The organism is Streptomyces sp. LBL (assembly GCF_029893585.1).
In the GTDB taxonomy this organism is placed as follows: domain Bacteria; phylum Actinomycetota; class Actinomycetes; order Streptomycetales; family Streptomycetaceae; genus Streptomyces.
Genome location: NZ_JARXYX010000002.1, coordinates 160296 through 186363, shown reverse-complemented (window position 1 = coordinate 186363; position 26068 = coordinate 160296). Strand labels below are relative to the sequence as shown.

The 26068-nt window shown below is 70.9% G+C and carries 27 protein-coding genes; 18 read left to right on the top strand and 9 right to left on the bottom strand.

What is annotated here, in order from left to right; translation table 11 throughout:
* Window positions 1–6: 6 nt before the first annotated feature.
* From M2271_RS03090 to M2271_RS03075, 4 genes are read left to right on the top strand one after another with little or no spacing between them, the layout of a single operon-like run.
* Window positions 7–1653 carry an AMP-binding protein gene (locus M2271_RS03090; protein WP_280885501.1) on the top strand — a complete coding sequence of 549 codons (1647 nt, stop codon included), beginning with the start codon at window positions 7–9 and terminating at the stop codon, window positions 1651–1653.
* A 4-nt stretch (window positions 1654–1657) separates the two neighbouring features.
* Complete coding sequence (locus M2271_RS03085; RefSeq protein ID WP_280885500.1) at window positions 1658–2809, top strand: thiolase family protein; 1152 nt, start codon at window positions 1658–1660, stop codon at window positions 2807–2809.
* On the top strand, window positions 2806–3207 hold the full coding sequence (locus M2271_RS03080; protein WP_280885499.1) for an OB-fold domain-containing protein: 402 nt from the start codon (window positions 2806–2808) through the stop codon (window positions 3205–3207). The genes M2271_RS03085 and M2271_RS03080 overlap by 4 nt, the downstream gene beginning before the upstream one ends.
* 5 nt (window positions 3208–3212) lie before the next feature.
* A complete protein-coding gene (locus M2271_RS03075; RefSeq protein ID WP_280885498.1) occupies window positions 3213–3971 on the top strand; it encodes an FCD domain-containing protein in 759 nt (252 codons plus the stop codon).
* Window positions 3972–4032: 61 nt separating this feature from the next.
* Here M2271_RS03075 and M2271_RS03070 read toward each other — a convergent pair whose 3' ends face one another.
* Genes M2271_RS03070 through M2271_RS03060 form a run of 3 tightly spaced genes read right to left on the bottom strand, consistent with a single transcriptional unit; the run spans window position 4033 to window position 7040 of the window.
* Entirely contained in the window at window positions 4033–5058 is a 1026-nt protein-coding gene (locus M2271_RS03070) for a TIGR03617 family F420-dependent LLM class oxidoreductase (protein ID WP_280885497.1), read from the bottom strand.
* Window positions 5055–6239 carry an acyl-CoA dehydrogenase family protein gene (locus M2271_RS03065; protein ID WP_280885496.1) on the bottom strand — a complete coding sequence of 395 codons (1185 nt, stop codon included), beginning with the start codon at window positions 6237–6239 and terminating at the stop codon, window positions 5055–5057. Before M2271_RS03065 ends, M2271_RS03070 begins: the two co-directional genes overlap by 4 nt.
* 3 nt (window positions 6240–6242) lie before the next feature.
* A complete protein-coding gene (locus M2271_RS03060; RefSeq protein ID WP_280885495.1) occupies window positions 6243–7040 on the bottom strand; it encodes an enoyl-CoA hydratase/isomerase family protein in 798 nt (265 codons plus the stop codon).
* 146 nt (window positions 7041–7186) lie between these two features.
* On the opposite strand from M2271_RS03060, the gene M2271_RS03055 reads away from it, so the two are divergent.
* The gene (locus M2271_RS03055; RefSeq protein WP_280885494.1) at window positions 7187–8080 is read left to right on the top strand and encodes a crotonase/enoyl-CoA hydratase family protein; all 894 of its coding nucleotides are present in this window, start codon (window positions 7187–7189) and stop codon (window positions 8078–8080) included.
* A gap of 308 nt (window positions 8081–8388) precedes the next feature.
* On the top strand, window positions 8389–9804 hold the full coding sequence (locus M2271_RS03050) for a family 1 glycosylhydrolase (protein WP_280885493.1): 1416 nt from the start codon (window positions 8389–8391) through the stop codon (window positions 9802–9804).
* Here the strand turns inward: M2271_RS03050 and M2271_RS03045 are convergent.
* Window positions 9783–10283 carry a MaoC family dehydratase N-terminal domain-containing protein gene (locus M2271_RS03045; RefSeq protein ID WP_280885492.1) on the bottom strand — a complete coding sequence of 167 codons (501 nt, stop codon included), beginning with the start codon at window positions 10281–10283 and terminating at the stop codon, window positions 9783–9785. The genes M2271_RS03050 and M2271_RS03045 overlap by 22 nt on opposite strands.
* 23 nt (window positions 10284–10306) lie before the next feature.
* Window positions 10307–11128 (bottom strand): enoyl-CoA hydratase/isomerase family protein, encoded by an 822-nt coding sequence (locus tag M2271_RS03040; RefSeq protein WP_280885491.1) that lies wholly within the window; start codon window positions 11126–11128, stop codon window positions 10307–10309.
* A gap of 109 nt (window positions 11129–11237) precedes the next feature.
* Between M2271_RS03040 and M2271_RS03035 the strand changes: the two genes are divergently transcribed.
* From M2271_RS03035 to M2271_RS03020, 4 genes are all read left to right on the top strand, one after another.
* Window positions 11238–12431: an acyl-CoA dehydrogenase family protein gene (locus M2271_RS03035; protein WP_280885490.1), complete on the top strand. Its 1194-nt coding sequence runs from the start codon at window positions 11238–11240 to the stop codon at window positions 12429–12431.
* Window positions 12432–12507: 76 nt separating this feature from the next.
* Window positions 12508–13686, top strand: a complete 1179-nt coding sequence (locus M2271_RS03030; RefSeq protein WP_280885700.1) for an acyl-CoA dehydrogenase family protein — start codon at window positions 12508–12510, stop codon at window positions 13684–13686.
* Window positions 13683–14198, top strand: a complete 516-nt coding sequence (locus M2271_RS03025) for a nuclear transport factor 2 family protein (protein WP_280885489.1) — start codon at window positions 13683–13685, stop codon at window positions 14196–14198. Before M2271_RS03030 ends, M2271_RS03025 begins: the two co-directional genes overlap by 4 nt.
* Window positions 14198–14992: an SDR family oxidoreductase gene (locus tag M2271_RS03020; RefSeq protein WP_280885488.1), complete on the top strand. Its 795-nt coding sequence runs from the start codon at window positions 14198–14200 to the stop codon at window positions 14990–14992. Before M2271_RS03025 ends, M2271_RS03020 begins: the two co-directional genes overlap by 1 nt.
* Window positions 14993–15009: 17 nt before the next feature.
* On the opposite strand, the gene M2271_RS03015 is transcribed toward M2271_RS03020, so the two are convergent.
* Window positions 15010–16221: a CoA transferase gene (locus tag M2271_RS03015; RefSeq protein ID WP_280885487.1), complete on the bottom strand. Its 1212-nt coding sequence runs from the start codon at window positions 16219–16221 to the stop codon at window positions 15010–15012.
* Window positions 16222–16367: 146 nt separating this feature from the next.
* On the opposite strand from M2271_RS03015, the gene M2271_RS03010 reads away from it, so the two are divergent.
* The 6 genes from M2271_RS03010 (at window position 16368) to M2271_RS02985 (ending at window position 21287) form a co-directional block, all read left to right on the top strand.
* Window positions 16368–16859 carry a PaaI family thioesterase gene (locus M2271_RS03010; protein ID WP_280885486.1) on the top strand — a complete coding sequence of 164 codons (492 nt, stop codon included), beginning with the start codon at window positions 16368–16370 and terminating at the stop codon, window positions 16857–16859.
* A gap of 4 nt (window positions 16860–16863) precedes the next feature.
* Window positions 16864–17736: an enoyl-CoA hydratase-related protein gene (locus tag M2271_RS03005; protein WP_280885485.1), complete on the top strand. Its 873-nt coding sequence runs from the start codon at window positions 16864–16866 to the stop codon at window positions 17734–17736.
* An 82-nt stretch (window positions 17737–17818) separates the two neighbouring features.
* A complete protein-coding gene (locus tag M2271_RS03000; protein WP_280885484.1) occupies window positions 17819–18271 on the top strand; it encodes a MaoC family dehydratase N-terminal domain-containing protein in 453 nt (150 codons plus the stop codon).
* Complete coding sequence (locus M2271_RS02995) at window positions 18268–18690, top strand: MaoC/PaaZ C-terminal domain-containing protein (protein ID WP_280885483.1); 423 nt, start codon at window positions 18268–18270, stop codon at window positions 18688–18690. Before M2271_RS03000 ends, M2271_RS02995 begins: the two co-directional genes overlap by 4 nt.
* 4 nt (window positions 18691–18694) lie before the next feature.
* Entirely contained in the window at window positions 18695–20167 is a 1473-nt protein-coding gene (locus M2271_RS02990) for a class I adenylate-forming enzyme family protein (RefSeq protein ID WP_280885482.1), read from the top strand.
* A complete protein-coding gene (locus M2271_RS02985) occupies window positions 20157–21287 on the top strand; it encodes a serine hydrolase domain-containing protein (RefSeq protein ID WP_280885481.1) in 1131 nt (376 codons plus the stop codon). Before M2271_RS02990 ends, M2271_RS02985 begins: the two co-directional genes overlap by 11 nt.
* A 76-nt stretch (window positions 21288–21363) precedes the next feature.
* Here the strand turns inward: M2271_RS02985 and M2271_RS02980 are convergent, their stop codons facing one another.
* Together M2271_RS02980 and M2271_RS02975 are read right to left on the bottom strand one after the other, a co-directional pair.
* Window positions 21364–22545, bottom strand: a complete 1182-nt coding sequence (locus M2271_RS02980; protein WP_280885480.1) for an amidohydrolase family protein — start codon at window positions 22543–22545, stop codon at window positions 21364–21366.
* Between the two features lie 135 nt (window positions 22546–22680).
* Window positions 22681–23484, bottom strand: coding sequence for an FCD domain-containing protein (locus M2271_RS02975; RefSeq protein WP_280885479.1), 804 nt, complete (start codon window positions 23482–23484; stop codon window positions 22681–22683).
* A 192-nt stretch (window positions 23485–23676) separates the two neighbouring features.
* On the opposite strand from M2271_RS02975, the gene M2271_RS02970 reads away from it, so the two are divergent.
* The gene (locus M2271_RS02970; RefSeq protein WP_280885478.1) at window positions 23677–24510 is read left to right on the top strand and encodes an enoyl-CoA hydratase-related protein; all 834 of its coding nucleotides are present in this window, start codon (window positions 23677–23679) and stop codon (window positions 24508–24510) included.
* On the top strand, window positions 24507–25091 hold the full coding sequence (locus M2271_RS02965) for a DUF2889 domain-containing protein (RefSeq protein ID WP_280885477.1): 585 nt from the start codon (window positions 24507–24509) through the stop codon (window positions 25089–25091). Before M2271_RS02970 ends, M2271_RS02965 begins: the two co-directional genes overlap by 4 nt.
* Before the next feature lie 127 nt (window positions 25092–25218).
* On the opposite strand, the gene M2271_RS02960 is transcribed toward M2271_RS02965, so the two are convergent.
* Window positions 25219–25971, bottom strand: coding sequence for a DeoR/GlpR family DNA-binding transcription regulator (locus tag M2271_RS02960; RefSeq protein WP_280885476.1), 753 nt, complete (start codon window positions 25969–25971; stop codon window positions 25219–25221).
* Between the last annotated feature and the right edge of the window lie 97 nt (window positions 25972–26068).

The window sequence follows — 26068 nt, the reverse complement described above, 5'->3', positions numbered from 1 at the left end:
AACAGCATGCATCCCGCCCGCCGCCTGACGTTCGGCGACATCATCCGTGAGCACCGAAGGTCCTTCCCCGACGCGGTCGCCCTCGTCGACGGCGACGTCCGGCTGACCTGGCCCCAGCTGGACGAACGCACCAACCGACTCGCCCACGCCCTCACCGGCGCGGGCGTCGGCCCCGGCGACCGGATCCTGTGGCTCGGCCAGAACTCCTTCCGCATCTGGGAACTGCTCGGCGCCGCCGCGAAGGTCGGCGCCATGGTCTGTCCCGGCTACTGGCGCTGGGCCGCCCCCGAGATGGCCTTCGCGGTCGAGGACTTCGACCCCAAGGTCGTCGTCTGGCAGGACGAGGAGATCGGCGACACGGTCGGCAAGGCGCGGGCCGAACTGGGCAGCGACCACCGGGCGTTGTGGCTGCGGCATGACGTCGAAGGCGCCGCGAGCGCCGCGGGCGCCGACTCGTACGAGCCCTTCCTGGCCTCCGGTTCGTACGAGTCCTCCCTGACCTCCGGTTCGTACGAGTCCTTCCTGGCCTCCGGCTCGTCCGAGGACCTGTCCGCCGACGTCGACCCCGACGCCGCGCTCCTGGTCATCTACACCGCGGCGATCACCGGTCGGCAGTCCGGCTCGATGCTCTCGCACCGCAACCTGCTCGCCATGGGCGCGAGCGCTGCCTGGATGGGAGACATCGGCACGGAGACCGCCTTCCTCGGTGCCGGACCCATGTTCCACATCGGCAACTACCAGTTCTGGGGCGTCCCGGCCTTCGTCCACGGCGGCAAGAACGTGATCGTCCGCCGCGTGGTCGCCGAGGAACTGCTCCCGCTGCTGGCAGCCGAACAGTGCACCCACGCCTACCTGATGCCGCCGACGATCGCACAGCTCGTCGCGCTGAACCGCGAGGCCGGCCACGATCTCTCCCACCTGCGCGCGAGTGTCGCCGCCCCCCTGTGGCAGGGCACCGTCCCCACCGACACCAGCCGCTTCACCCGCAACGGCGGCGGCGAGGGCCGCGGCTACGGGCAGACCGAGGTGACCGGCTTCGCCGTGACCGGCGCCTACGGCGGGACGGGCACCGGCAACGCCGGTCGCCCCGGCCCCTTCACCGCCGTACGCGTCCTGGACGGCACCGGCCAGGAGTGCGCGGTCGGCGAGGCCGGCGAGATCTGCGTCCGAGGTGACCTCGTGCACCTCGGCTACTGGAACCGGCCCGAGATCAACGAGGAGCGCTTCCGCTTCGGCTGGTGGCACACCACCGACCTGGGGCGGCGCGAGCCGGACGGCACGATCAGCTTCCTCGGGACGACGACCCGCATGCTCAAGTCGGCCGCCGAGAACATCTTCCCGGCCGAGGTCGAGAACTGCATCGAGTCGCACCCGGCGGTCCGGGAGGCCGCCGTGATCGGCGTCCCCAACGAGCGCTGGGCCCAAGATGTCAAGGCCGTGGTGGTGCTCCGGCCGGACGCCGACGGGGTCACGGCGGCGGACATCATCGAACACTGCCGGGCGCGGATCGCCTCGTACAAGAAGCCGAAGACGGTCGAGTTCGTCGAGGCACTGCCGCGCACCAAGGACCACGCCAAGGACTACGAGGCGCTCGACGGGCGCTTCGGCGGTGGTGGCTACCCCGGCGGCGACACGCTCGGCGCGGGACGGTGACCGCGTGAACGACCGCCGCCCCGTCGTCGTCGGCGTCCACGCCACCGAACAGGCGCTGTCCCTCCCCGGCCGCGACGCCATGGACCTCGCCCTCGAAGCGGTGCGCGGCGCGATCGTGGACGCCGGGCTCACCCCGGCGGACGTCGACGGCGCCCAGGTCGACTGGCCCGGCCCCGGTGGCGTGCCCGGCGAGGGCAGCTCCTGGGCGCGGATGCTCGGCCGCGACCTGCGCTGGACCAGCGACTCGATGCTCGACAACGCGGGCTCCCGGGGCCTGCTGAAGGCGGCCGCCGCCATCAGCGCCGGATACGCGGACACCGTCGTCGTCGGCGGCTGCAAGCTGGTCTCCCGCGGGGCCGGTCCGGTCGGGGCCGGTGTGCCGCTGGAGTTCGCCGATGTGTGGGGCAGCTACGTCGTCGCCCAGTTCGCACTGGTGGCGGCGCGGCACATGCACGAGTACGGGACGACCTCCCGCCAGCTCGCGGAGGTCGCCGCCACCATCCGCAACAACGGCACCACCAACCCGGAGGCGATGATGTACGGCCGCGGCCCGTACACCGCCGAGGACGTTCTCGTCTCCCGCATGGTGGCCACGCCCTTCCATCTGCTGGACTGCTGCATCGTCGGCGAAGGCGGTGCGGCACTGGTGGTGACCACCGCCGAACGGGCCCGTGACCTGCCGCAGCCCCCCGTCGCCGTGCTCGGCGGCGGAATGGAGTACCACCAGGCCGCGTACGCCAACCCGGCCCTGTACCGGGAGGTCGGACAACTCGGCCGGGAGGCCGCCGACCGCGCCTACGCCATGGCCGGTGTCAGCCCGCAGGACGTGGACGTCTTCTCGCTCTATGATCCCAACTCCTTCGAAATCATCAGGCAGTTGGAGATCCTCGGGCTGTGCGGGGAAGGTGAGGGCGGACCGCTCGCCGCCAGTGATGCCATCGCTGTGGGCGGCAAGCACCCCGTCAACCCGGACGGCGGCTGCCTGGCGTACGCGTGGAACGGGACCCAGCAGATGACCCTCAAAGTCGTCGAGGCCGTACGGCAGTTGCGGGGCACCGCCGTGCACCAGGTCGAGGGCGCGGAACTGGCGGTCGTCGGCAACGCCGGCTCCGGCGCGCAGCACTACGAGATGAGCGTGCTGGGGAGGACCCGATGAGTCGGCCCGTACCCGTCCCCACCCCGCTCTCCGGGCCGTTCTGGGACGCGGCCCGCCGCGGCGACCTGGTCGTCCCGTACTGCCCGAGCTGTGACCTGCGGTTCTTCGTTCCCGAGCCCGCCTGCCCCGGGTGCCTGGCGTCGGACTGGCGGTACGTGCCCAGCGCGGGCCGGGGCACGGTCTACTCGGTGACGGTGGTGCACCGCGCCCCGGGCCCTGGTTTCGACACGCCTTTCGCGCTGGCCGTGATCGATCTGGACGACGGAGGCACCCTGCTGTCGCATGTCGATGCGGGCGATGCGGGCAGCGTTGCCATCGGCCTTCGCGTCCGGGTGGATTTCCGCGTGCTCACCGACGAGATCACACTGCCGTACTTCGTACCGGATGCTGGTGACTGAAGGAGATGGACGCCGTGGCGAACACGCCGGTACGGGTCCCCAAGATGGCCGAGCTGGTGGCGGCACAGCTGCGCCGCAAGATCGTGCGCGGGGAACTGGCGGAGGGAGAGGCGCTGCCGGCCGAGACGGCGCTGATGGCGGAGTTCGCCGTGTCCCGGCCGACGCTGCGGGAGGCGTTCCGGGTGCTGGAGTCCGAGTCCCTGATCAGCGTGCGCCGGGGCGCCCGGGGCGGGGCACGGGTGCAGACCCCGGAAGGCACGGTCGCGGCCCGCTACGGCGGCGTGGTCCTCGAATACCGGGGCACGACCCTCAAGGATGTCTACGACGCCCGTACGGTGATCGAGGCGCCGTGCGCCGGGCTGCTGGCCGAGCGGCGCACGGACGAGGACCTTCAGCGGCTGCGGGCCGCCGTCACCGAGGCCGAGCGGCTCATGGACGACCCGTCGGCCTTCATCCGCGCCCACATGGAGTTCCACGCCCTCGTCGTCGAACTGGCGGGCAACGAGACGCTGAGCGTCCTCAACGGCATGGTCCGGCACATCATCGACCAGGCGAACTGGTCCCACGTCGACCTCGACGCCGGCAGCCCCGAGAACGTACGGGCCAACCGCCGGGGCTTCCGCGCCCACGGCGCGCTCGTCGAACTGGTCGCCGCGCGCCGGGCCGAGGCCGCCGCGGAACTGTGGCGTCTCCACCTCCAGGAGGCCGAGGACTATCTGCTGCAGAGCAGGTCCATGACCACCGTGCTGGACCTGCTCGGCTGACCGTCACCCGGCCCATGATCACCGTGCCGGGACCACCGTGCCGGACCTGCTCGGCCGACCGTCACCCGGGCGTGCGCAGCTCCTGCACGACGGGCTCCCACACCTCTGCGTCGATCTCGTACGCGGTGTAGAAGGACACCCGGTCGACCAGTGCCCCGTACCGGTGCCGGATCTCGCCCGCCACCCGCTCAGGCTCCGCCACGACCGCGAAGGTGTGCAGCACCTCGTCGTCCACGAGCCCGCTCATCGCCTCCCACTTGTCCTCGCGCCGGGAGGTCGACAACGCGTGCAGCTCGTCGCCGAGTTCGCCCCAGCCGTGCAGCTCCAGTACCCCGCGATAGGCGGGCGTGCTGCCGTAGAACGCGATCTGACCACGGGTGCCGTCGATCGCGCGGGTCATCTCCTCCTCCGTCCGCCCGGTCGCCGTCAGGAGCAGATGGGAGACGGAGAAGTCGGCCCGGGTACGGCCGGACGTGGCGAGCCCCGCCTCCACGGTCGGCAGGGTCACCTCCCGCAGATACCGCTCGGTGGTGAAGCCGTGCGCGAGGAGGCCGTCGGCGACCTCGCCCGCCACCCGGGTCATCGCCTCACCGACCGCGGCCACGAACACGTTGGGCGCCCCGCCCGGGGCGGGCGGGGGGGAGAAGAAGGGCGACATCAGGGTGTGCGAGTAGAAGTCGCCGCGGAAGTCGAGCTTCTCGCCCTCGTTCCAGGAGGCCCAGATGGCGCGCAGCGCGCTCACGTACTCCCGCATACGGGCCGCGGGCCGGCTCCACGGCATGTCGAAGCGCCGCTCGATGTGCGGCTTGATCTGGCTGCCGAGGCCGAGCGAGAACCGCCCGCCCGCGTAGGTCTGCAGGTCGTGCGTGGTGTACGCGAGCTGCATGGGGGAGCGGGCGAAGGCGACCGCGATGGCCGTCCCCACCTCCAGCCGGTCGGTGTGCTCGGCCGCCAGCACCAGCGGCAGGAAGGGGTCGTGCTTGGACTCCGACGCCCACAGGCCGTCGTAGCCGGCCTTCTCGTGGTGTTGGGCCTCCTCCACGACCTCCGGGGTGCTCCACACGTTGAGCTTGCCGTCGACCTTCATGCCGCTCCCTTGTCCGTTCCCATGCCGATTCTCCGTGCGAGCAGCTCCCGGTGGTACGCCGGATCGCCGAACAGCAGTTGTGACGTCTTGGCCCGCTTCAGATACAGGTGGGCCGGGTGTTCCCAGGTGAAGCCGATGCCGCCGTGGACCTGGATGTTCTCCTCCGTCGCCTGCAGACAGGCCTCGGAGCAGAACGCCTTCGCCAGACTCGCCACGGCGGGGAGGGCCGGGTCGTCGTTCCCGGCGTTCCCGGCGTTCCCGGCGTTCTCGGCGTTCTCGGCGGCGAGCAGCCCGTAGTGGGCGGCGGCGCGCGCCGACTCCACCTCCAGCAGGACGTCGGCCAGCAGGTGCTTGACCGCCTGGAAGGAGCCGATGGGCCGCCCGAACTGGTGCCGCACCTTGGCGTGGTCCACCGCCATGTCGAGCGCCCGGGAGGCCACCCCGACCTGCTCGGCGGCCAGCGCCACCGCGGCCCGGTCGAGCACCTCCCCGACCAGGCCCCAGCCGTCCGCGTGCGTACGCAGCCGGGTCGCCGGTACGTCGTGGTAGCCGAGGCGGGCCTGGCGGCGGGTCGGGTCCATCGTGGGCAGCGGTTCACGGGTCAGGCCGGCCGCTTCGGCGTCCACCCAAAAGACTCCGATGCCGTCGCCGATGCCGTCGTCGGTGCGGGCGACGGTGAGGATCACATCGGCGGTGGCGCCGTCCAGGACGAACATCTTGTGTCCGGTGAGCAGCCAACTCCCGTTGCTCTCACGGGCGATGAGCTGGACACCCGCTGCGTCCCAGCGGGCGGAGTCCTCGGTCAGGGCCAGCGTTCCGACCAGTTCGCCGGAGGCCAGGCCCGGCAGCAGGCGCTTGCGGGCGTCCTCGTCGGCCGAGCGCAGCAGCGTGGTCGTCGCCAGCACGGCCGAGGACAGGAACGGCGCGCAGAGCAGCGCACGGCCCATCTCCTCCATGACCACGCCCACTTCGACCGGCCCGCACCCGGCGCCGCCGTACTCCTCGGGGACGGCCAGCCCCTGCAGCCCGAGTTCCGATCCCATCCGGCGCCACAGCGCCCGGTCGAAGCCCTCCGGAGTCTCCATCAGGCGCCGTACCTCGATCTCGGGCGAGGTGTCCGCGAGGAACGCCCGTACCGTGCGCCCCAGTTCCTCCTGCTCCTCGCTGAACGCGAAGTCCATGCCTCAGCCCTCCTGACCGGCCCGGCGGCGGCCGCGGGACGCGATGATCTTCTCGACGACGGCTATGTGGTCCGGTGCGTGCATGCTGTTCCGTTCGGCCAGCAGGGCGGGTTCCAGTACCGTCGTGAGCGCCTGCTCCAGATGCAGGTTCACCGCCCGCTTGGTCTCGCGCAGCGCCTGCGCGGGCAGCGCGGCCAGCCGTCCGGCCAGGTCCATGGCCTCGTCCAGGAGCTTGTCCTTCGGTACGACGCGGTTGGCGACGCCCAGCCGGACCGCCTCCTCGGCGCTTACCCGGTCGCCGAGGAACAGCAGTTCCTTCGCGCGGGTCAGGCCGACCAGCAACGGCAGGACGAGCGCGCCGCCGTCGCCCGCGACCAGCCCGACCTGGACGTGCGGGTCGGCCACATAGGCGTCGTCGGCGATCAGTACCAGGTCGCTGAGCAGGGCCAGGCTGCAGCCGAGGCCGACGGCGGGACCGTTGACCGCCGCGATCACCGGCAGCGGGCAGCGGACCATGCCGGTGATGATCCGCCGGGCCTCGTCGATGTTCTGCTGCCGGAAGGCGCGGTCGCGCTGGACCCGGGTCATGATGTCGAAGTCGCCCCCGGCGCTGAACGCCCGGCCGCGCCCGGTGAGCACGACCGCCCGGGCCTGTGGATCGTCGGCGACCGTCTCCCACACCGCCGCGAGCCCCGCGTGCAGCTCCTCGCTCATCGCGTTGAGCTGGTCCGGCCGGTTCAGCTCGATCAGCCGGACCGGCCCGACGGCCGTCACCACCAGGTCGGTCATCTCCACCGCCATCAGTCATCAGTCATCGGTCATCGGTCATCGGTCATCGGTCAGGGTCATGGGCCATGGGTCATCAGCCAGGAACGAGTCAGTAGAGTTGAATGCTATAACTAATTAAGCTTTCTGGAAACGGCTCGCTGGAGTGACGGAGGACGCGTATGCCGGAGCAGGAGTACGAGACCGTGCGGGCCGAGGTGGCGGACCGGATCCTCACCGTCACGCTCGACCGGCCCGAGAAACTGAACGCCTTCAACCCGCAGATGATGGCCGACCTCCTCGACGTCCTGGACGCGGCCGACGCCGACGACGACATACGCGTGATCGTCGTGACCGGCGCCGGACGGGGCTTCTGTGCGGGTGCCGACGTCAGCTCCGGCGGCTCCTCCTTCGACCATCGCAAGGCGGGTGCCCGGCACCGGGACACCGGTGGCCGGGTGGCGCTGCGGATCTTCTCCAGCACCAAGCCGGTCATCGCGGCGATCAACGGTCCGGCGGCGGGCGTCGGAGCCAGCATGACCCTGCCCATGGACATCAGGCTGGCGTCGACCTCGGCGAAGTTCGGCTTCGTCTTCGCCCGCCGCGGCATCGTGCCGGAGTCTGCGGCGAGCTGGTTCCTGCCGCGGGCCGTGGGGATGCAGAGGGCCATGGAATGGGTGGCGACCGGTCGGGTCTTCGGCCCCGACGAGGCTCTCGCGGCCGGGCTGGTCCGCTCCGTGCACCCGCCCGAGGAACTGCTGCCGGCGGCGTACGCACTTGCCAGGGAGATCGCCGAGAACACCTCCGCGATCTCGGTCGCCCTGTCCCGTCAGATGATGTGGCGGATGCTCGGCGAGCCCCACCCCATGGCCGCGCACCGGCTCGACTCGCGGATCATGAGCCAGATCGGCGGCGGCCCGGACCCCGTGGAGGGCGTCCAGTCGTTCCTCGCCAAGCGGCCGCCCGCATTCCCCGGCCGGGTCAGCAAGGACATGCCACCCCTTTTCCCCTGGTGGCAGGAGGAGGAGTTCCGTCCCTTCGGGGAACAGGCGCCGGCACCTGAGCGCCGGGTCTGACGGCGTTCGGCCACATCGTGTGGGCGCGGGTTCCGTGGGCTGGGTGCTCGCCACTGTGTCTCCGAGAACCCGAAGACGTCCGTGCTGCTCCTCGACGACGCCGATCGAGGCGGGCGGCCGGGACTCGACTCCGCTGAAACGGGCCGGTCAGGGGCATGACCTGGCGGGCGGCCGACCTCGTCCTCGGGGAGCTTGATCCGGAACGCGGAGATCCGGCCGAAACATTGTCGTAGTTTGCTCGAAGTGTTAGCGTCCGAACGGCGGACATTCAGTTGAATGCGCTAACCATTCACCGCTGGACGGTAACCATGACCGATGGTTCCCTGTATGAATCCCTTCGCGGTGTCGACTGGGGCGTCGCCACCGCCGACACCCTCGCGGCTCCACTGCCGCCCCTGCCGGAGCGAGGCGGACACTTCCGGCAGTGGACCGACGACCTCCGACAGCTGATCGGCGTCACCGTCGGCACGTACCGCATGGTCGCCGGATGGCGGCAGCTCCAGCCCGACGGCCCCGGCAGCTGGGACCGGCAGGGCCTGGACCGCTGCGACCGCGCGCTCGACGCCGTGCTCGCCGACGGTATGCGGCCCTGTGTCACCCTGCTCGACCGTGCGCTGCCGCCGTGGCTGGACGACACCGGCGGCTGGCTCGCCCGCGACACCGCCGAGCACTTCGCCGCCTACGCCGCCGAACTGGGCCGCCGTTTCGGCGACCGGGTGGAACGCTGGGTCACCTCCACCGACCTCGCCGGTCCCACCCTCGCGGACCACGTGGCCGGAATGTATCCGCCGAGCCGGGGCGCGGGCCGGGCCGGGCTGCCCGCGGTCCACCACATCCTGCTGGCCAACGGACTCGCCGCCCAGGCCCTCAGGGCCACCGGCGCGCGGGGCCGGATCGGGACCACGGTCACCCTCGTCGGCGGCTACCCGGCCACCGACGACCCCTACGACCGCCTCGCCCTGGAGCGTCTGGAAAGCTGGACCAACCGTCTCTTCCTCGACCCCCTGCTGCTCGCTGAGCACATGGTGACCGAGGACGATGTGTCACCGGTCGAGGCCACCGGCTGCGTACGCCCCGGTGACCTGGAGACCATCGCCACCGAGCAGGACCTGCTGGGCCTGTCCTGGCACACCCCGTTCCGGGTCACCGCACCGGAGAACCTGCCCCGCGTGCTGCCGGCGAGGATGTGTCAAAGCGCCCTCAACGAGGTGAACCGCCTGCTCGTGGGCCTCGGCTTCGCGATCGTCCCCTTCGACGACGTGGAGACCACCGCCTACGGCTGGCCGATCATCCCCGAAGGGCTCGCCGACGCCGTCGCCGACCTGTACGAGCTGTACGGCGACGTGCTGCCGCCGCTGTCCGTCGTCGACAACGGCATGGGCGACCTGGACCTGGTCGACGACACGGGACACCGTGACGACGAACGGCGCCGGGCCCTGCTGCGGGCCAGGCTCTCCTGGCTGGCGGGACTCGTCGCGGCCGGGGTGGAGGTGTGCGGCTACGAGTACTGGTCGGTCCTGGACAACCTGGAGGCCAAGTTCCGCTACACCCGCCTGTACGCGATGGCGGTCCCGGACCGCGAGGCCCCGCCGCGCCCCCCGATTCCCTCCGACTGGCTGCACCGCGGCGCCTTCGCCGGCGCCGCCGTACCCGAAGCGGGCCGCGCGGCCGGTCTGAGTCTGGTACCGGCCGCGCCCCGGGCTCAGGGGGCCGGAGCCTCGTAGTCCCTGCCCCGGATCAGTCGCACCGGGGTGTAGACGAGCACGTCCTCGTCCCGCTGGTTGCGTACGGTGATCCGGCTGGTCACCACACCCCGGCCGGGCTTGCTGGAGGGCCGGGACTCCGTGGTCTCCACGACGGCGTACACGGTGTCGCCGACGTACACCGGACCCCGCACGGTGAGCTCCATGTGCAGGAAGGCGAGCCCTGTGCCGTGCAGCACGTTCGTCTGGAGGACGAGCCCTTCGGCGATGCAGTACGTCAGTCCCCCTGGGACCAGTCGCCCGGTGTAGCCGCCGTCCGCGGCGTGCGAGGCGTCCCAGAAGAGGGGCTCGGTGAAGCCGCCCCAGGTGACGAAGTTGACCAGGTCGGTCTCCGTGATGGTGCGGCGGGCGGTCCGGAAGACCTGCCCGACCGGCATTTCCTCATAGGTCAACCCCCTTACCAGCGCGGGGACTTCGGTGGTGGTCCGGTCCGACGCCATGATCGGTTCCTCTCGTACGGTGGTCACAGGTCGAGCGGGTGCTTGGCGCTGACGCCCTCGAAGTCCGGGGTGCGCTTCTCACGATGGGCGGCGAGTCCCTCGACGACCTCGTGCCCGCCGAACCCGAAGAACTCCAGCCCGAGCGAGGCCTCGAAGATCGGCTGGGCGGTGCGGTACCAGTGGTTGAGGGACCGCTTGGTCCAGCTGATGGCGCCGGCCGGTCCGGCGGCCAGGGCGGTCGCGACGCGCAGGGCCTCGGTGTGCACGTCCGCGTCGTCCACGCACTTCGACACCAGCCCGATCCGCTCGGCCTCCTCGCCGGTGAGCGTCTCGCAGGTGAGGAGGTAGTACTTGGCCTTGGCCATGCCGCACAGCAGCGGCCAGCAGATGGCGGCGTGGTCACCGGCCGCGACCCCGAGACGCGTGTGTCCGTCGACGATCTTCGCCGTGCGGGCCACGACGGAGATGTCCGCCAGCATCCCGATGACCAGCCCGGCCCCGACCGCCGGGCCGTGGATCGCCGAGACCACCGGCTTGGAGCAGTTGAGCACCCCGTAGACCATGTCCCGCGCCTCCCGCATCACCCGGGCGCGCACCGCGTACTCCTCGGTCAGGGCCTCGATGGAGTCGAAGGTCCCGCCCGCCGAGAACGCCCTGCCCGCGCCCTGGACGAGCACCGCGCGGGTCTCCTCGTCCCGGTCCACGACGGGCCAGATGTCGGCGAGCTCACCGTGCATCCGTGGATCCACGGCGTTGAGGTTCGGGGCGTCGAGCACGATCCGGAGCACGCCCGGCGCGGGCCGCTCGAAGGTCAGGCTCGTGAACGGGGCGTAGAGATCGGTCACGTCGCGCTCCTGGTGTATTCAGTGCGGATACTATAATTATCTAACTGTATCGAGGGGTGGGCGGCAAGCGGGCCGTACGTGACGTTGCACCGAGGACGGGAAGCTCGGCATGGATCTGACCTTCAGCGAGGAGCAGGACGAACTGCGCAAGGTCGTACGCTCGTTCTTCGCCAAGCACTCCGACGAGGCGAGCGTGCGCCGCCTGGCCGCCGACCCGCGGGGTCACGACCCCGTCCTCTGGCGGCGGACGGCCGGCGAACTCGGCCTGCAGGGGCTCGCCGTACCGGAGGAGTACGGCGGCTCGGGCTTCGGCTACGTCGACCTCGGCATCGTCTTCGAGGAGGCGGGCCGCGCGCTGCTGTGCGGGCCGTACTTCGCCACGGTCGCCCTGGCCGCCGAGGCGCTGTTGCGCTGCGCCGACGAGCAGGCGCGACGCGACCTCCTGCCCGGCATCGCGTCCGGCGAGACCGTGGCCACGCTGGCGCTCACCGAGGACAGCGGCCGCTGGGACGAGACGGGTATCCGGCTCACCGCCCGCGACACGGCGGACGGCTGGCGGCTGACCGGCACGAAGACCTACGTCCCCGACGGACACCTCGCCGACCTGCTCCTGGTCGCCGCCCGCACCCCCTCCGGCATCAGCCTCTTCGCGGTCGAGACGGTCGAGACGGCCGAGACGGTCGAGAGGGGCGAGAGGGGCGAGAAGATCGAGAGCGCCGACTGCGCCAAAACCGCCACCGCACCCGGCCTCACCCGTACCCCCCTCCCCACCCTCGACCAGACCCGCAAACAAACCCGGGTCGAGTTCACGGACACCCCCGCCCGCCTCCTGGGCCCCGAGGGCGCGGCATGGCCCGCCCTCGAACGCACCCTCGCCACCGCCGCCGTACTCCTGGCCGCCGAACAGGTCGGGGGAGCCGCGGCCGCCCTGGACGCCGCCGTGGCGTACGCGAAGATCCGCGAGCAGTACGGCCGGCCCATCGGCTCGTTCCAGGGGATCAAGCACAAGTGCGCCGACATGCTCATGGAGATCGAGTCCGCCCGCTCGGCCGCGTACGGCGGGCTCTGGGCGCTGGACGCGGGCGACGAGACGGAGATCGCGATCGCCGCCGCCCTCGCGCAGGTCTTCTGCTCGGAGGCGTACACCAAGGTCGCCGGCGACAACATCCAGGTGCACGGCGGTATCGGCTTCACCTGGGAGCACCCCGCACACCTGTACTTCAAGCGAGCCAAGAGTTCCGAGGTACTGCTCGGCACACCGTCGTACCACCGGGAACTACTGGCCACCCGGCTCGGCATCTGATCATCGGCAGGGAGGAGCCGGCATGGAGCTCGACGGCAACGGAGCCTGTATGGAGCACGACGGCAAAGGAACTGGCATGGAGCTCGACTTCGGGCCCGCGGTACGCGACTTCCGCGACGAGGTGCGGGACTGGCTGGCGGACCACCTGGTGGGGGAGTTCGCCGCGAACCGGGGCGTGGGCGGCCCCACCGACGGCGCGGCCTGGGACGTCCGCCTCGCCTGGGACCGTGAGCTGTCCGCCGGTGGCTGGCTGGGCGTCGGCTGGCCCCAGGAGTACGGCGGACGTGGGCTCGGACTCCTGGAGGAGATCGTCTTCGAGTACGAGTACGCCCGGGTGAACGCCCCGTACCGGGCCACCGTCAACGCCCTCGACCTGCTCGGCCCGATGCTCCTCGCGATGGGCGGCGAGGCACAGAAGCGGCGTTTCCTGCCGCCGATCCTCGCCGTCGAGGAACTGTGGGGCCAGGGCTTCAGCGAACCCGGCGCCGGCTCCGACCTGGCGTCCGTGCGCACCCGGGCGGAGCGGGACGGCGCCGCATGGGTGGTCAGCGGACAGAAGGTATGGACCTCGTTCGGCATCCACGCCGACTGGCTCTACGTCCTCACCCGCACCGACCCCGACTCCCGGCGGCACAAGGGCCTGACGATGCTCCTGGTCCCGACCGACCAGCCGGGCGTGGAGATCCGCCCCATCCGCAACCTCGCCGGCCAGGACGAGTTCGCCGAGGTCTTCCTCTCCGACGCGCGCACCGACGCGGACCTGGTCGTCGGCGAGGTCGGCCAGGGCTGGCGCACGGCCATGGCCACGCTCGGCATCGAACGCGGCACCACGCTCCTGCCCCAGCAGCTCACCTTCGAGCGGGAGGCCGAGGCGCTGATCGGCCTGGCCCGCGAGCGGGGCGCGCTCGACGATCCGATGCTGCGCCGCCGCATCGTCGACGCCTGGATCTCCGTACGCATCATGCGCACCACCAACCTGCGGACCATCGCCGAACTGACCGCCGGCCGCACCCCGGGCGCGCAGGCCACCACCGCGAAGCTGTACGCGTCGACCCGGCACCAGCGACTCGGCCAGCTGGCCACGGAGCTGGCGGGGCCCGCCGGGCAGATCGTCGGCGAGGACTACGGCCTGGACACCCGGCAGCGCTCCTTCCTGCTCTCCCTCGCGGAGACGATCTACGGCGGGTCGAGCGAGATCCAGCGCAACATCATCGGGGAGCAGGTCCTCGGTCTGCCGAAGGAGCCCCGGTCATGACCACCGTCGAGGAACGCGTCGACCGCATCGAGTCGCACCTCGCCATCCAGCAACTGCCCATCCGTTACGCGCTCGCCGTGGACGGCCGCGACCTCGACGCCTGGGCCGGCTGCTTCCGGCCCGACGTGGACATGGGGCGCCACGGGCGCGGCCGGGATGTCCTGCGGCAGCACATCGAGCCCCTGGTCCGTGGCTTCCACCGGTCGGTCCACCAGATCTGCGGCCACCGGATCGAGTTCACCGACCGCGACACGGCGACCGGCGCCGTGTACTGCCGGGCCGAGCACGAGGTGGGGGAGCGGTGGATCGTGATGGCGATCTGCTACTGGGACGACTACGCGCGCGTGGACGGCGAGTGGTACTTCTCCCGGCGCCGTGAGCGGCACTGGTATGCGGCCGACGTGACCGAGCGCCCCCAGGCGACGGGGTTCAAGGGCTGGGAGGGAGCCGGAGAACCGGCGCTGCCCGAGGCATTCCCCTCCTGGGCCGCCTTCTGGAAGGAGACGACGTGATGCAGCGAGGTACACGGCTGGGAGGTACTCGGCTGGGAGGCACACGACTGGCCGGGAAGACGGCTCTGGTCACCGGCGCAGGGCAGGGCGTGGGTCGCGGCATCGCGCTCGCGCTGGCCGCCGAGGGGGCGGCCGTGGTGCTCGCCGGCCGCACCGAGGGCAAGCTGAAGGACACGGCCGGGGAGATCACCGAGCGCGGCGGCCGGGCGTACACCGTGGTCGGGGACGTGGGGGAGCGGGACGACGTCGACCGCATGGTGGCGGAGACGGTACGGGAGTTCGGCGGTCTCGACGTGCTCGTCAACAACGCGCAGTCGTCGGTACAGCGCCGGCTGGCGGAGACGTCGTACGACGATGTCGAACTGACCTATCGCAGCGGTCCGTTGGCCACGTTCCACGCGATGCGGGCCGCTCTGCCCCACCTCAGGGAGAGTCGTGGCTCCGTCGTCAACCTGGGTTCCTCGGCGGCGGTGCAGGGTGAGGCGACCTTCGCGGCGTACGCGATGGCCAAGGAGGCGATCCGCGGCCTGAGCCGGGTCGCCGCGCGGGAGTGGGGACCGTACGGGATCCGGGTGAACGTCGTCTGTCCGGCCGCGCTCAGCCCGGCCGCGGAGGACTATCTTGCCGCGCACCCGCAGAAGGCGGCGGAACTGGCCAGGGACATCCCGCTGGGCCGGCTCGGTGACCCGGAGGCCGACATCGGCCGGGCGGTGGCCGCCCTGGTCAGCGACGACATGGCCTATCTGACCGGTGCGACGCTGATGCTGGAGGGCGGCCGGACCCTGATCGGGTGATGCCCCTGCACCAGCCCCTACACCACCCCCCGGGCCCGCAGCCCCGCCAGCTGACCCTCCGTCACCCCCACGATGTCGGCGAGGACTTCGGCGGTGTGCTCACCCAGCGCGGGCGGCGGGGCGTACCCCTCGACGGGCGTCGCCGTGAAACGGATCGGGTTGGCGAGCATCGGCAGGTGTCCCGACACCGGGTCCTCGACCTCGACCAGCATCCCCCGGTGCCGTATCTGCGGGTCGGCGAAGACCTCGGGCATCTCGTTGAACGGGCCGGCGGGGACGTCGTGTTCGTCGAGTACGGCCAGCCACTCGTCCCGGGTCCGGGTGCGCAGGATCGCCTCCAGCACCGGCAGGATCTCCTCGCGGTGGGAGATCCGGGCGGACGTCGTGGCGAACCGGGGGTCCTGGAGGAGGTCGGCGCGGTCGGCCGCGACGCAGAACGCGGCGAACTGCTTGTCGTTGCCCGCGACCAGGAAGATCGGCTTGTCCTTGCACTCGAAGGCCTGCGACGGGATGCCGCCGTACCCGCCGTTGCCGCGCCGCTGCGGAACCTCGCCCGAGACCAGGTAGTTCATCGCGAAGTGCGACAGCGAGGCCAGTCCGCAGTCCAGCAGGGAGAGGTCGATGAACTGCCCCTCGCCGGTGGCGTCCCGGTGCCGCAGGGCGGCCAGCACCGCCGTGGAGGCGTACAGCCCCGTGAGGATGTCGACCATGCTGACGCCGACCTTCATCGGCTCCCCGGGGTGCCCTGAGACGCTCATCATCCCGGACATGGCCTGGAAGATGCCGTCGTAGCCGGGGCGCTCGGCGTACGGGCCCGTCTGGCCGAAACCGGTCACCGAGAGGTACACGAGGCGGGGGTTGATCGCGCGCAGGCTCTCGTGGTCGAGGCCGTACTTCGCCAATGTCCCCGCGCGGAAGTTCTCGACCAGCACGTCCGACCGGGAGGCGAGGGCGCGGATCAGCTCCTGCCCCTCGGCGGTGGCGTGGTTGACGGTGACCGACCGCTTGTTGCGGTTGCAGGCGAGATAGAAGGCGGCGGTGTCGGTCCGGTCGCCCTCGGGCCCGGACGCGAAGGGCGGGCCGTACGTCCGCGAGTCGTCCCCCGATCCGGGCCGCTCCACCTTGATCACCTCGGCGCCCAGGTCGGCCAGCATCTGGGTGGCCAGCGGCGCGGCGAGGATGCGGGACAGATCGAGCACACGGATCCCGGCCAGTGCGGTCGACGGCATCGAGGTCTCCCTCTGTTCACAGACAGCGAATCAGTTATATAAATAATACATCTAGACCGCTGGTTGTGTTCCGTGTGATTGCTTCAACTATCCAATTCATGTAACTATATGGACCGGCCGACCGGCCGAGACCGGAGGGCGTGCTGATGACCGTCGCGGCGAGGACCCTCACCGACCAGGAACAGCGCGAACGCCGGACCTGGTTCCGGGCCCGCTGGGAGCGCGGGGTCGCCTTCAACCGCCGCTGCGGTATCCGGGTGACGCGCTGGGACCCCGACGGAGTCGAACTCGTGCTGCCCTACGCCGACTGGCTCTCCGCCCACGAAGACGTCTTCCACGGCGGGGTGATCTCGTCGCTCATCGACACCGCCGGCTCCGGCGCCGTGATCGCCGGGCACGACTTCACCAAGGGAAGCCGGCTCAGCACCGTGTCGATGTCGGTCCAGTACCTCGCGCCCGCCCGCGGCCGCGAGGCCGTCGCGTACGCGCGTTGTGTGCGACGCGGCGGCCGGGTGCACTTCGCCGACGTGGACGTGATGACCGACGGACGCATCTGCGCCCGAGGGCAGGTGGTGGTGACCATCTCCGGGGAGCGGGCCGGTGTCGGCGACCCGATCGAACCGCTGGACGAGGAGTGACGTGATGCCCGAGGAACCTGTGGTGTCTCCCGAGGACCTGGATCCGGACCTGGACCTGGTGCTGTACGAGGTCGACGAGGACGGCGTCGCCACCGTCACCCTCAACCGGCCCGAGCGCAGGAACGCCTGGAGCCTCCCCATGGAGCGCCGCTTCTTCGCCCTCCTCGACGAGGCCGCCCACGATCCGGCCGTCCGTGTCGTGATCGTCACGGGCGCGGGCAAGGCCTTCTGCCCGGGGATGGACGTCCAGCGCCTTGAGCAGAACGCCCAGCCGGGCCAGTCCCTCGACCTCCAGGCCCGCGTCCCCATGTACAGCAGACGCGACCTGCCCAAGCCGATGATCGCCGCCGTCAACGGAGCCTGCGCGGGTATCGGCCTGATCCAGGCCCTCATCTGCGACATCCGCTTCGCCGCCCGCGGAGCCCGCTTCACCACCGCCTTCACCCGGCGTGGCCTGGCCGGCGAGTACAACCTGCCCTACGTGCTGCCGCGCGTCATCGGCCTGGAGAACGCACTCGACCTGCTGCTGTCCGGCCGGGTCTTCGACGCCGACGAGGCGAAGGACCTCGGCCTGGTCAGCCGGGTCGTCGAGCCGGAGGACCTGCTCGACGCCGCCCGCGCGTACGCCCGTGACATCGCCCGCAACTGCTCCCCGCGCGCCATGGCCGTCGTACGCCACCAGGTGTACGGGGACCTCGACCGCACCTTCACCGACGCCCTCGCCCGCTCCTACTCCGCCATGGAGTTCTTCGCGGGCTCACCGGACTTCCGCGAGGGCGTGGCGAGCTTCGTGGAGAAGCGGGAGCCGAAGTTCGAGGGCCTGCCGCCGGACTTCGACCCGGACGAGGCCACCCGGGACGCGTTCCTGCCGTACTGACCCGCCGCAGCGACCGCAGCGACCGCAGCGACCGCAGCGACCGCATCGACCGTATCGACCGTATCGATCGAGGAGCACGACGATGACAGGGCAGCCGTTCCCCGTCGAGGCCGGGCACATCATGATGTTCGCCCGTGCCATCGGCGACGAGAACCCGGCGTACGCGGGCGAGTCCGCGCTCGCGCCGCCCACCTTCACGATGGCGAGCGCCCACTACGACCCCGGCTACCACCTGCGTCCCACGCCGGACGAGGAGTGGTTCGGGTCGGGACGTGATGCCGGTGTCATGGCCGAGGGCGGCGGCGGGCTTCACGCCGAGCAGCACTTCGAGTACCACCGCCCGGTGCGCGCGGGCGAGACCCTCTACGCGCACCCCGCCACCGGACGCAGCTGGGAGAAGCAGGGGCGCACCGGACGGCTCCTCTTCAGCGAGCGCATCACCGAGTACCGGGACGCCGACGGCGAGCCGGTCGTCAGCGCCGTGACCGTGGCCGTCGTCCCTGAGGGCCCGGCAACCCCGAAGGACGCCCGATGAGCCTGAGCCCGGACGACATCAAGGCCGGCGAGACCCGCGAGAGCGTCCTCGTCGACGACCTCAAGCGCACCCGGATCGTGCAGTACGCCGGCGCCTCCGGTGACTTCAACCCGCTGCACACCGACGAGCGGTTCGCCGTCGAGGCCGCGGGATATCCCGGGGTCTTCGCCCACGGCATGCTGACGATGGGCATGACCGGCCGGGTCCTCACCGACTGGGTCGGCGTCGAGGCGCTGCTGCGCTACGGCGTGCGCTTCAAGGCGCAGGTCTGGCCCGGCGACACCCTGACGGCCACGGCCACCGTCGACTCGATCGAGGACACGCCGGCCGGCCCGGTCGCCCACTTCTCGCTGCGCACGGTCAATCAGGACGGCGTCGAGGTGGTCACCGGCACCGCGGCGGCCCGCTTGGACCCCTGAGCCGATGACCGCCGCGCAGGAAGGGCTGCAGGCGGCCACCTGGACCGCCCTGGTGAGCCGCGCCTACGACCATGCCCGTCCCGCCGTCCGCTTCGGCGACCTGACCTGGACCGGACGCGAACTCCTCGACCGGGCGGCCGGTGCGGCCGACTGGCTGGACACCCTCGGCCTCGATCCCGGTACGCCGGTGCCCGCGCTGGTCGCCACCTCCGCCGACGCCCTGGCCCTGGTGATCGGCGGCGCCGGGTCCCGTCATCCACTCGCACCGCTCGGCGTCCGCATGACCGCGCACGAGATCGCCGCCGTGGTCGACGAGACCCGAGCCCAAGTCCTCCTGGCCCAGCCCGAGTTCGCCGCCCTCGGCAGGCAGGTCGCCGAACTGTCCGGCCGGCAGATCGCCATCGTGCCCGAACTGTGCTCCAGTACAAGGCAGTTGACCGCAGAGCCCGACGAACTCGCTGCCGTCCTGCACACCTCCGGCACCACGGGCCTGCCCAAACCCGTCCTCATGACCCAGCGGCGTCTGGCCGCCCGTGCCCGCGTGAACGGACAGCTGTGCGGGCTCGACCCCGACAGCTTCTACGGCGGCAGCGCACCCTTCCACCACATCGCGGGCCTCGGTAACATCGCCGTCGCGCTCGCCGCCGGTGCGCTGATCACCGGGCTGCCCCGCTTCACCGTCGAGGGCTGGACCCTGCTGCGGGACCTCGGCACCACGCACACCAGCATGGTCCCGGCGATGCTGGAGACCCTGCTCGCGGCCGGACAGGCCCGCCACGAGACGCTGCGGACCCTCCAGTACGGCGGCGCGCCCGTCCGGCCCGGCACTCTGCGCCGGACGTACGAGGCGATGCCCGGCGTCCGCATGCTCAACATGTTCGGCCAGACCGAGGGCTCACCGATCAGCGTGCTCACCCCCGAGGACCACCGGGAAGCGGTGGCCGGACGCACCGAACTGCTGCGATCGGTGGGGCGACCCGCCCCCGGGGTCGAGGTCAGGGTCCACGCCCCCGGGCCGGACGGTATCGGCGAGATCCACGCCCGCGCCGACCATCTCTTCCGGATCGACGCCGAAGGCTGGTTGCACAGCGGCGACCTGGGGCGCGTGGCGCAGGACGGCTATCTCTACCTCCTCGGCCGGCGCACCGACATGATCATCCGTGGGGGCGAGAACGTCCACCCGCTGGAGGTGGAGACGGTCCTGTCCGCTCATCCCGGTGTGGCGGACGTGGCGGTCACCGGCGTCCCCGACGAGCGGCTCGGCCAGACCGTCGTCGCCTTCGTCGTCCCGGCCGATCCCGACGCCCCGCCGGAGCCGGCCGCGCTCAGGAGCCACACCCGCGCCCGGCTGTCCGGGTTCAAGGTCCCCGTTCGCTGGTGGTTCGTGGACGGCCTGCCGCGCAACGCGAACGGCAAGGTCGTACGACGACGTCTTCGGGAACCCACCGCGCTCGAAGGAGAGACACGTGACGCTTGACCACTCGGTCGTCGCCCCGGAAGCAGCCGGCGTCGACCCGCACCGTCTGGAGGTGCTCCTGCGCCGGATCCGCCTGGAGGTCGAGCACGGACCGCTGCCGTCCGCGCAGGTCGCCGTGGCGCGGGGCGGGCGGCTGGTCGCCTTCGAGACCTGGGGTGACGCCCGATCGGACACGCGATACGTCCTGCAGTCCGTCGGGCGCTCGATCGTCGCGGGCGCGGTGTGGAAGCTGATCGGCGACGGGCTGCTGGACGTGGGCGAGCACGTCGCCGCGATCATCCCGGAGTTCGCGCCGAACGGGAAGGAGGCGGTGACGGTCGAGCAGGTGCTCACGCACACCGCCGGCTTCCCCTTCGCACCGCTGGGCCACCCGAAGATGCTCGACCGCGAGCAGCGGCTCGCCGCCTTCGGACGCTGGCGGCTCGACCACCCGCCGGGCAGCCGCCTCCAGTTCCACCTCACCTCGGCCGCCTGGCTGATCGCCGAGATCGTCGAACGGCGTACGGGTCTGGCCTTCGCCGAGTACCTGCGCGACCGGATCGCCGGGCCGCTCGGCCTGGCCTCGATCGAGCTCGGCGTCCCGGTGGACCGGCAGCCCGGCACGGTCGCCCCGATGACCGCCACCGACCGCACGAGCGACGGACAGGAGCCCGACCCCTGGGGCCCCTGGTACCTGTCCGACCCGCGGGTGCTCGCGGCCGGGGAGCCCAGCCACGCGCTGGTCGCCACGGCCGCCGACGTCGCCCTGTACTTCCAGGCCCTGGAGCACTCGGGCCTGTGGAAGCCGGAGGCGGTGGCGGAGGGGACCCGGATCCGGCTGACGGAACACCCGTACGGGGAACAGATCTACGGGGGCGGCTCCCACCGCCGTACCAGCATGGGCCTGTTCGTCACCGTGGCCGGACCGGACGCGGGAAGCAACCTGCCGTCCACCGGCTCACCGGCCCTCTTCGGCAGCGCCGGAGCCGCCTACCAACTCGGCTTCATGGACCCGGAGACCGGCCTGTCCTTCGCCTGCCTGAGCAACGGCTATCCTCTCGCGGGCTACGACCACTCCCGGCGTGGCACGGCGCTGCTGACGAACATCGCGAACCTCGCCGCGGACCTCACGGATCAGTGACGCGGCATGGGACAGCCTTCGAGCCCGGTACCGGACGGAACGCGGTACCGGGCTCGAAGGCTGTCCCATGCGACGTTCAGCGGCTGATCAGCTGCTGGGCGTTGTTGAACATGATGTCGTCCTGGGCGGACTCGTCGAGTTCCGCGATGAGCTTGCGGAAGTCGGCCGGGTTGGCCAGGCCCTCCGCGTGCGGGAAGTCGGAGCCCATGACGATGGACTCGTGGTAGCCGAGGCGCCTGACGACGTTCACGATGTCGTCCTCGGGATAGGGCACCACGCGGACGTGCTTGCGGAAGACCTGGCTGGGACGCTCGTCCAGCTGACCGCCGAGCCAGGGGCCGTTGCGGCCCATGCCACGGCTCTTGTCCATGTGGCGCACGAAGTGCGGCACCCACTCGGAGCCGAACTCGGACACCAGGATGTTGATGTCGGGGAAACGGCCGAAGAGGTTGTCGAAGATCAGCGCGGACAGTGTCTCCTCGACGGGGCGCTGCCCGTAGGTGTTCTGCCACTGCCAGGCCGACATCCGGAAGTGGATGGGGTGGGGGTCGTAGCCCCAGGAAGGCGCCACCTGCGAGTTGTAGTAGAACTCGCTGATGTGGTAGCAGACGCTCGCCTTGGCCTCGTTCACCAGCTTCCAGAACGGGTCGAAGTACGGGTCGCCCGGCGAGCGGCCGTAGACCGGACCGGTGGGCAGCAGGATGAAGCGGGCGCCCTGTTCCAGGACGTACTCCAACTCCTTGACCGCGCTGGGCAGATCGCGCAGCGAGAGCAGCGCCGGGGCGTAGATGCGGCCCTGGTGATCGAAGCCCCACACCTCGTTCATGTACCGGTTGAAGGAGTGGTAGTTGGCGTAGAGCGGCTCGACGCCCTTGACGTACTCCTCGGCGACCAGCGCCCAGCCGCCCGGGTAGATGATCGTCTGGTCGAGTCCCTGCTCGTCCATGACCCGCAGCCGGGCCTCGCGGTTCTGGTACGACTCGTGCATCGGCTCGAACTGGTACGTCTCCTCAGGATTGCCCGAGGCCATCGCCTTGAGCATCTCCTTCAGCGAACCGGGACGGTAGACCTGCCCGAACTCCGGTTCCAGGCATACGACGATCCGGTCCCCGGCGAGGATCACCTCCCTCCCGTCCGGAAGGGTCACCGGTGCGACTGCCGCGCCGAGGAACTCCTTCGGGAGGTAGCGGGTGAAGGAGTCCCGCTCCTCGTACATGTGCTGGTCGCAGTCGAAGATGCGCTTGCGCTGTTCGGCCATGGCCGTCGCCTCCGGGCCCCAGGAACTATTCAGTACGCCTTCTATAATTATCTAACTGTTTATCGAGCGCAAGGGGGCGGTAAGGATCGGCTCACAAGGGGGCAGTGCGGGTCGGCTCGCCGAGGGGGGTGCCGGTCAGTCGAGGAGTTCGAGCACCGTCTTGGGTCCGGCCGCGTTCACGACGTCGTCGGCGCTGGAGATGTGCCGCTGCCACAGCTTCTCGGCCTCGTCCGCCTTGCCGGACTCGATCAGGCCGACCATCCGCACATGGGCCCGGTGCCCCTTGAGGGCCTGCGTCTTCTGGGCCTCGGCGCCGGCGGCGCCCGCCGTGTACGAGGCGTTGGCCCGGTCGATGATGTTGCGCAGCATGCCGCACAGCAGGATCAGGGTCTGGTTGCCGGTGAGCTCGATCAGGAGGGCGTGGAAGGCGTCCTGCGCGTCGACCAGGGAGAGCGGGTCGTCCAGGACGGCCTTCTCGGCCGCCACCGCGTCGCGCAGCCGCTTGATGTCGTCCGCCGTGTGCTTGGTGGCGAGCTGGCGGGCGCAGGGCGGCTCGATGAGGGCCGCCGCGCGGTAGATGTCGCCCAGGGTGGCGCCGCGGTACTCGAGGATCAGTCCGGCGAAGCGGGCGGCGACATCGGAGTCGGGCGCGCTCACCCGGGCGCCGCCGTGGGCGCCGCGGCGCACCGTGATCAGCGACTCCGACTCCAGTACCCGGAAGGCCTCCCGCAGGGTCGGCCGCGAGATGCCGAACTGCTCCATCAGGCCCGACTCCGGCGGCAGGGCGTCGTCCGGCTTCAGTTCGCCCCGTACGATCTGGCGGCGCAGGTGGGCGGCGACCAGCTCGGCGGTCTTCGGTACCCGTACCTGGCGTCCGACGCGACCGCGGAGGGGGGCGGGCACGATCGCCGTTTCTGCTGCGCGGGCTGCCTCGGCCACGGGGCTCTCCTCATATAGCAAAATGAATCGTCTTAGTGCATCGAGGGTACCAGGTCAAGGGATGGGTGACCTTCCCTTGACGGCGCCTGATCTGGTGTCCGGGCCGTCATTGATATATAGATGATTCATCTATCTATAAAGGGAAGTCATGAAGATGGTTGCCAAGCCGACGGGCCCGTGGGAGTGACCTCGATGACCGAGAATCCGACCCCGGTGATCCTCACCGAACTCACCGACGACGGGGTCATGCTCCTCACCCTCAACCGGCCCGAGCGGCACAACGCCTGGACGCTGGAGACGGAGCTGCTCTACAACGAGCTGTTCGACCGCGCGGAGACGGATCCACGGGTCCGAGCGGTGGTGCTCACCGGTGCCGGACGCAGCTTCTGTCCGGGGATGGACATGAGCGTGCTGGACGCGGCGTCGTCCGGCGCCCGGCCATGGCCGACCGACCAGCTGCCTCCGCGCACCCGCCCCATGTCCTTCCCGAAGCCTGTCGTGGCCGCCGTCAACGGCGCCTGCGCGGGCATCGGGTTCAACCAGGCGCTGATGTGCGACGTCCGGTTCGCGGTGCCGCACGCCAAGTTCGCCGCCGCCTTCAGCGCCCGTGGGCTGGTCGCCGAGGACGGCGTGTCCTGGCTCCTGCCCCGCCTGGTCGGTTACGGCAACGCCGCCGATCTGCTGCTGTCCTCGCGCCGGATCACCGGGACGGAGGCCCTGGCGATGGGGCTGGTCAACCGCCTGGTCGAGCCGGCCGAGTTGCTCCCGGTGGCGCTCGCGTACGCGACCGAGCTGGCCCGTTCGGCCAGCCCGTACGCGATGTCCCTCATCAAGCGGCAGCTCGCCGACGACCAGGCGAGGACCTTCACCGACGCCCGCGACCACGCGGCCGCCCTCCTGGCCACGGCGAAGCGCGCCCCCGACTACCGCGAGGGCGTGCTCAGCTTCATCGAGCGCCGGCAGCCGGAGTTCGACGGACTGGGGCAGTCCCCGGCCCCGGCGCTCCCGCAGGAGGCCTCGTCATGACGCGCTCCGAACTCCCGCTGCACCGCCGTACGATCACCGTCACCGCGTACGCGGAGGACGGCGACGAGATCTGGGTCGAGGCGGAACTGAGCGACGTACGTCCCTGGGCCGAGCCGTCGGCCGGCGTCATCCACCGGATGGCGCTCGCCGTCCGCGTACGTCTCGCCGACATGGTCGTCGTGCACGCCGACGCGGACATGCGGACCTTCCCGCACGCCGAGTGCCCGCTGATCACCCCGGTGTTCGACGGCCTCGTCGGGCTCAGTGTCGCCGCCGGGTACAACCGGGCGATCCAGGAGCGGTTCCGCGGGGTGTCCGGCTGCTCGCACCTGCACGAGCTGGCCCGCGCCCTGGGCCCCGCCGTCGTACAGGCGGCCATCTCGGCGAACGTGGGCCTCCGTTACGCCGGCGAGCGGCCCCACGACCCGCGCTCCACGGCGGGCGTGCTGAACAGCTGCCACATCTGGGCACCGAACGGCGTGGGCCTGCGCAAGCTCGACGCGGGCTGGGTCCCGGGGACCGGCCCACGCCCCGTCCCACCGCTCGAGACCTTCGAGCAACCGGGTCCGACCCGGTCCTGAGTGCCACGCAGGACCCGCGGTTGGCTACGCCTCCTGCGTCGTGTTCGTCCCGGGGGCGGCTTCCGGAGCCCGTCGGCCCCTGCGCGCCTCACACTTCGACCACCTCCACCTCCACCTCCACCCCGCCTCACACCTCGACCACCTCCACCCCCGCCTCACGCAGACGACTGCCGGTCTTCTCGTCCACCGGGGCGTTGGTCACCACGACATCGATTTCCTCCGGACCGCACACCCGGGCCATTCCGGTGCCGGGGAACTTGCCCGCGTCCGCCAGCAGGACCACCTGGGCGCTGGCGGCGATCATCGCCCGTTTGACGGGCACCTCGACGGCGGTGGTGTCCAGTACCTGACCGTCGGGGCGGACTCCGCTGGTGCCCAGGAACAACCGGTCGGCGTGGACCTGCCGCAGGTTGTCCTCGGTGAGGAAGCCCACCAGTGAGCGGTAGTCACGGCGGACCACGCCACCCAGCAGGATCAGCTGGACGCCCTTGTCGTCCTGGAGCTCCTCGTAGACGGCGAGGTTGCTGGTGATCACGGTCAGCGACCGGCCGTGCAGGTGGCGGGCCACCCGGTGGGCGGTGGTGCCGATGTCGAGCAGAACCGTCTCGCCGTCCTTGACGAGGTGTGCGCACCAGGCGGCCAGGACGTCCTTGGCCTCGACCCGGACCGCGGCCACGTCGGCGAACGGATCGTCCTCACCGACGAGGGGGGCTGCACCACCGTAGACGCGTTTGAGCAGTCCCTCCTCCTCCAGTTGCACGAGGTCGCGTCGGATCGTCGCCTGGCTCGCCCCGACCTTCTCGGCCAGGCAGGTCACGCTGGTGGGACCGTCGGCGCGCAGGGCCCGCAGGATCAGCTCATGTCTTCGGTCAGGGAGCATGGCGCCGACCATACTCGCGAACTCGCCAAACTCAAGCAAAGTTGTGCACGAATGTCTCGATTTATGCTTGACCCTTGTCAAAGTCGCGCACCGGGTG